The following is a 3,015-nucleotide window of genomic DNA, read 5'->3' on the forward strand; positions in this document are numbered from 1 at the left end:
AGGTAGATCGGTATGGGGCGTAACCCGTATCGCGCAGCAAGGTACCCGGTGAGAAATGCCGTCACACCGACGGCTAGATAGCCGGCAAACTCGTTGAGGCCGACAGCAAGGCCGCGTGACTTCGGACCGACGAGGTCGACCTTCATGATCACCGTCATCGACCAGGCAAGCCCCTGGTTGATGCCGAGGAGCGCATTGGCTGCAATGACCCATCCCCAACTCGGCGCCCAGATGATCATAAAGGGAACCGGCAAGCCAACTAGCCAGCCGAGGACGAGAACGCGCTTGCGGCCCCAGGCATCGGCGAGTTGGCCCGAGACGAGATTGGCAAAGGCCTTGATGACACCGAAGCTGACGATGAAGGAGACAACGAGCGTCGTCGAGGCGATGCCGAACGCCTCTGCGCCGATAAGCGGCACGACGGTTCGTTCGATGCCGACCATGCCCCCGACAAAGGCGTTGATCAGAACAAGAAGCGCGAACTGCTGCCAGTTCTCCTTCAGCCCCAGCCTGATTGGCGAACCTTCTGGCTTTGGAACCGACGCCGCGTCACCCACTGGTCAGGCTGCCGCGACTGTCACGCCGGAATTCGCGGCCCTGAGCGCGGTCGCCTCGGGCGGTGCCGGCGGAATCTCGGCGAGCATGAAGCGAATGAACTCGGCTTCGTCCTCGATCCGGAAGGCTTCGTTGTGGCGTCTTTCGAAGCCGATTGTCGACCAGGGCATGCCGCTCAACCGACGGCCGCAGACCGAGCCAGCATAGGCACCGGGCAGAACCTCGACATAGTCTGGAAGAGCCCTGAGCCGGCGCACGCTATGGAAGAGGTCCCGCGCGCCTTGTTCGGCGCTGACGGCAAGTTCCGTTCGCCCGAGATCACCGACCATCAGCGTGTGACCGGTTAGCACCAACCAGGGTTCATCAGCCCGGGTGCGATCGCTCACAAGGAGACAAATGTGCTCAGGGGTGTGGCCGGGCGTGTGCAACGCCGTCACCGCGACGTTGCCGAGCGGAAGTACTTCCTCGTCGCGTGCTCCCTTAAATGGAAAAGAAACATCCGCATGCGCGGCGAGTAAATATTCAGCGCCGGTTGCCTCGGCGAGCTGGCGGCCAGCCGAGAGATGGTCGGCGTGAATATGCGTGTCGATGACGAAATGAATGCGCATTCCGGCCTCTTCCGCCGCACGCAAATAGGGCTCGATCTTACCCACCGGATCAACGACGGCTCCGGCTGCCCGACCACCACAGCCAAAGAGATATGAGATGCCGACGGGATCCTTGTGAAGGAACTGACGGAGGATCATGGGCTTGCACTCCCAAGTTCGACGAGATAAAAACATTCAATCATTCTGCTGAATGTTCCACTGAGAGGAAACCGTGTCAAGCATTGGACCAAAACAATCGATCTTCGCCAGCCTCTCTGAGGTTGCCCAGGCGCTTGGCCATGCGCATCGGCTTGAGCTTCTCGAGCATCTTGCCCAAGGAGCGCGCAGTGTCGAAGAACTCTCCGTCCGCACCAGTCTGACCTTTGCCAACACTTCGCGTCATCTGCAGATCCTTCGGCGCGCACGTCTCGTCGACACCGAGCGCCGCGGCAAGCATGTGCTCTATCGGCTCGCCGGCGATGCCGAGGTGGTGGAACTGATCAAGGCGCTCGGCCGCGTGGGTGAGCGGAACTTGGCTGAGGTCAACCGGGTCATGACCGACTACTTCCGCGCCCGTGACGCGCTGGAGGCTGTGTCGCGACAGGATCTGATCTCGAGGCTGCATGACGGTCTTGTCACAGTTCTCGATGTGCGACCGGAGGACGAGTTTGTGCTCGGACATCTCCCCGGTGCGCTGAACATCCCGCTCAGCGAACTGGAGCGCCGTTTAGGAGAACTCCCAACAGACCGGGAAGTAATCGCCTATTGCCGCGGACCCTATTGCGTTCTCTCGTTCGAGGCAGTCGCGGCGCTGCGCGCACGCGGCTATCTCGTCCATCGACTCGAGGACGGCTATCCCGAATGGAAGGCCGCCGGTTTGCCGATCGAAGCGGTCGCCTGAGTTGAGACTAGTGACAGAGAGAAGTCCGTTCCCATTCCTTCCCGGGACTGTCAACTTGCTGCGAAGGGAACGCAGTGCAAGGCTTTTGGTGGCCAAAAGCGCACTTACGCCGTTGCCGTAGATTCCCGCTGTCCGTGTAACGAAGACACCCGAAGGCGAACTTACATTTCTGCTGATGCGCAAAGCAGCCATTGGGGAGGCTCAGAAATCTGAACAGTGTTGCCCTATGTTGGCGGCCAACATCGACGGGATTAATGTCGTCGCGGTCACTCTCGTTTTGACGCGTAAGCTTCTAGCATACGATCGACGTCAGATAGCTGCCGATAGAGTTCGTCTAGCATATCATCAACGACATTCATCTTTTCACCCGCGACGGCAAAAATTTCCTGTGAGGCACCGCGGACCTTGGAGTCCGAGACCGTCTCCAATATCAAATCGAGCCCATCGTAGCGATAACGGGCGTGAGCAAGTGCATCTTTGATGTCGATGACGTGTCTGCGAAATGGATCAAGCACTTCGCCTAAATCAATCTTCATCCGGGATCTCCACTATTCGAACGATGATTTTTGTTTCTGCTTTGCCTGTACATTAGTGGATACTGACCGTGTACGATACATTGTTTGCCTTGTGTCAGGGTAGCACCTAAGGGGTCGCAAAATGTATTCCCGACCTACCCACTTACGGCCGTCCGTCGGTACGACGTGATCTAACTGCAGACAATCTAATAAACGTGTCAGTCGGGTTGGCACCGCAGCAGCGCCAGGCCAAAAGTCCTAGAACTCCTAAAATTGCAAAATCGGGACGACCGGAATCGGACCCATTGCGGGACCTTCGTCCGAGCCATCAGACTCGGTATCGAGAGCGTCAAAGGAACACGCGGCTGTCGCCGGCCAGCAGCACTTTCCACGAGGGGCGCCCGGCGGCTACGAAGCTGCCCGGCGTCCCCCCACATGCATAACGACTGGACTATTG

Annotated in this window: 4 protein-coding genes; 1 reads left to right on the forward strand and 3 read right to left on the reverse strand. The window is 58.7% G+C overall.

Annotation, left to right across the window (positions count from 1 at the left end; all coding sequences use genetic code 11):
• Nucleotides 1-557, reverse strand: a 557-nt coding sequence (locus AAAC48_RS15715) for an MFS transporter (protein WP_340655073.1), incomplete at its 3' end; no start/stop codon positions are given.
• Between the two features lie 3 nt (nucleotides 558-560).
• Nucleotides 561-1,301: an MBL fold metallo-hydrolase gene (locus AAAC48_RS15720; RefSeq protein ID WP_340655074.1), complete on the reverse strand. Its 741-nt coding sequence runs from the start codon at nucleotides 1,299-1,301 to the stop codon at nucleotides 561-563.
• Between the two features lie 73 nt (nucleotides 1,302-1,374).
• Here AAAC48_RS15720 and AAAC48_RS15725 point away from each other — a divergent pair, with 73 nt between their 5' ends.
• Entirely contained in the window at nucleotides 1,375-2,043 is a 669-nt protein-coding gene (locus AAAC48_RS15725; RefSeq protein WP_340655075.1) for a metalloregulator ArsR/SmtB family transcription factor, read from the forward strand.
• A 266-nt stretch (nucleotides 2,044-2,309) separates the two neighbouring features.
• On the opposite strand, the gene AAAC48_RS15730 is transcribed toward AAAC48_RS15725, so the two are convergent.
• The gene (locus tag AAAC48_RS15730) at nucleotides 2,310-2,579 is read right to left on the reverse strand and encodes a hypothetical protein (protein ID WP_340655076.1); all 270 of its coding nucleotides are present in this window, start codon (nucleotides 2,577-2,579) and stop codon (nucleotides 2,310-2,312) included.
• Nucleotides 2,580-3,015: the final 436 nt, after the last annotated feature.

It is taken from the genome of Phyllobacterium sp. (assembly GCF_037994405.1).
In the GTDB taxonomy this organism is placed as follows: domain Bacteria; phylum Pseudomonadota; class Alphaproteobacteria; order Rhizobiales; family Rhizobiaceae; genus Phyllobacterium.

What these genes read in the sequence shown, in the direction of transcription:
- AAAC48_RS15730 (WP_340655076.1), bottom strand. Translation starts at nt 2,579, where the DNA reads ATGAAGATTGATTTAGGCGAAGTGCTTGATCCATTTCGCAGACACGTC.
- AAAC48_RS15720 (WP_340655074.1), bottom strand. Translation starts at nt 1,301, where the DNA reads ATGATCCTCCGTCAGTTCCTTCACAAGGATCCCGTCGGCATCTCATAT.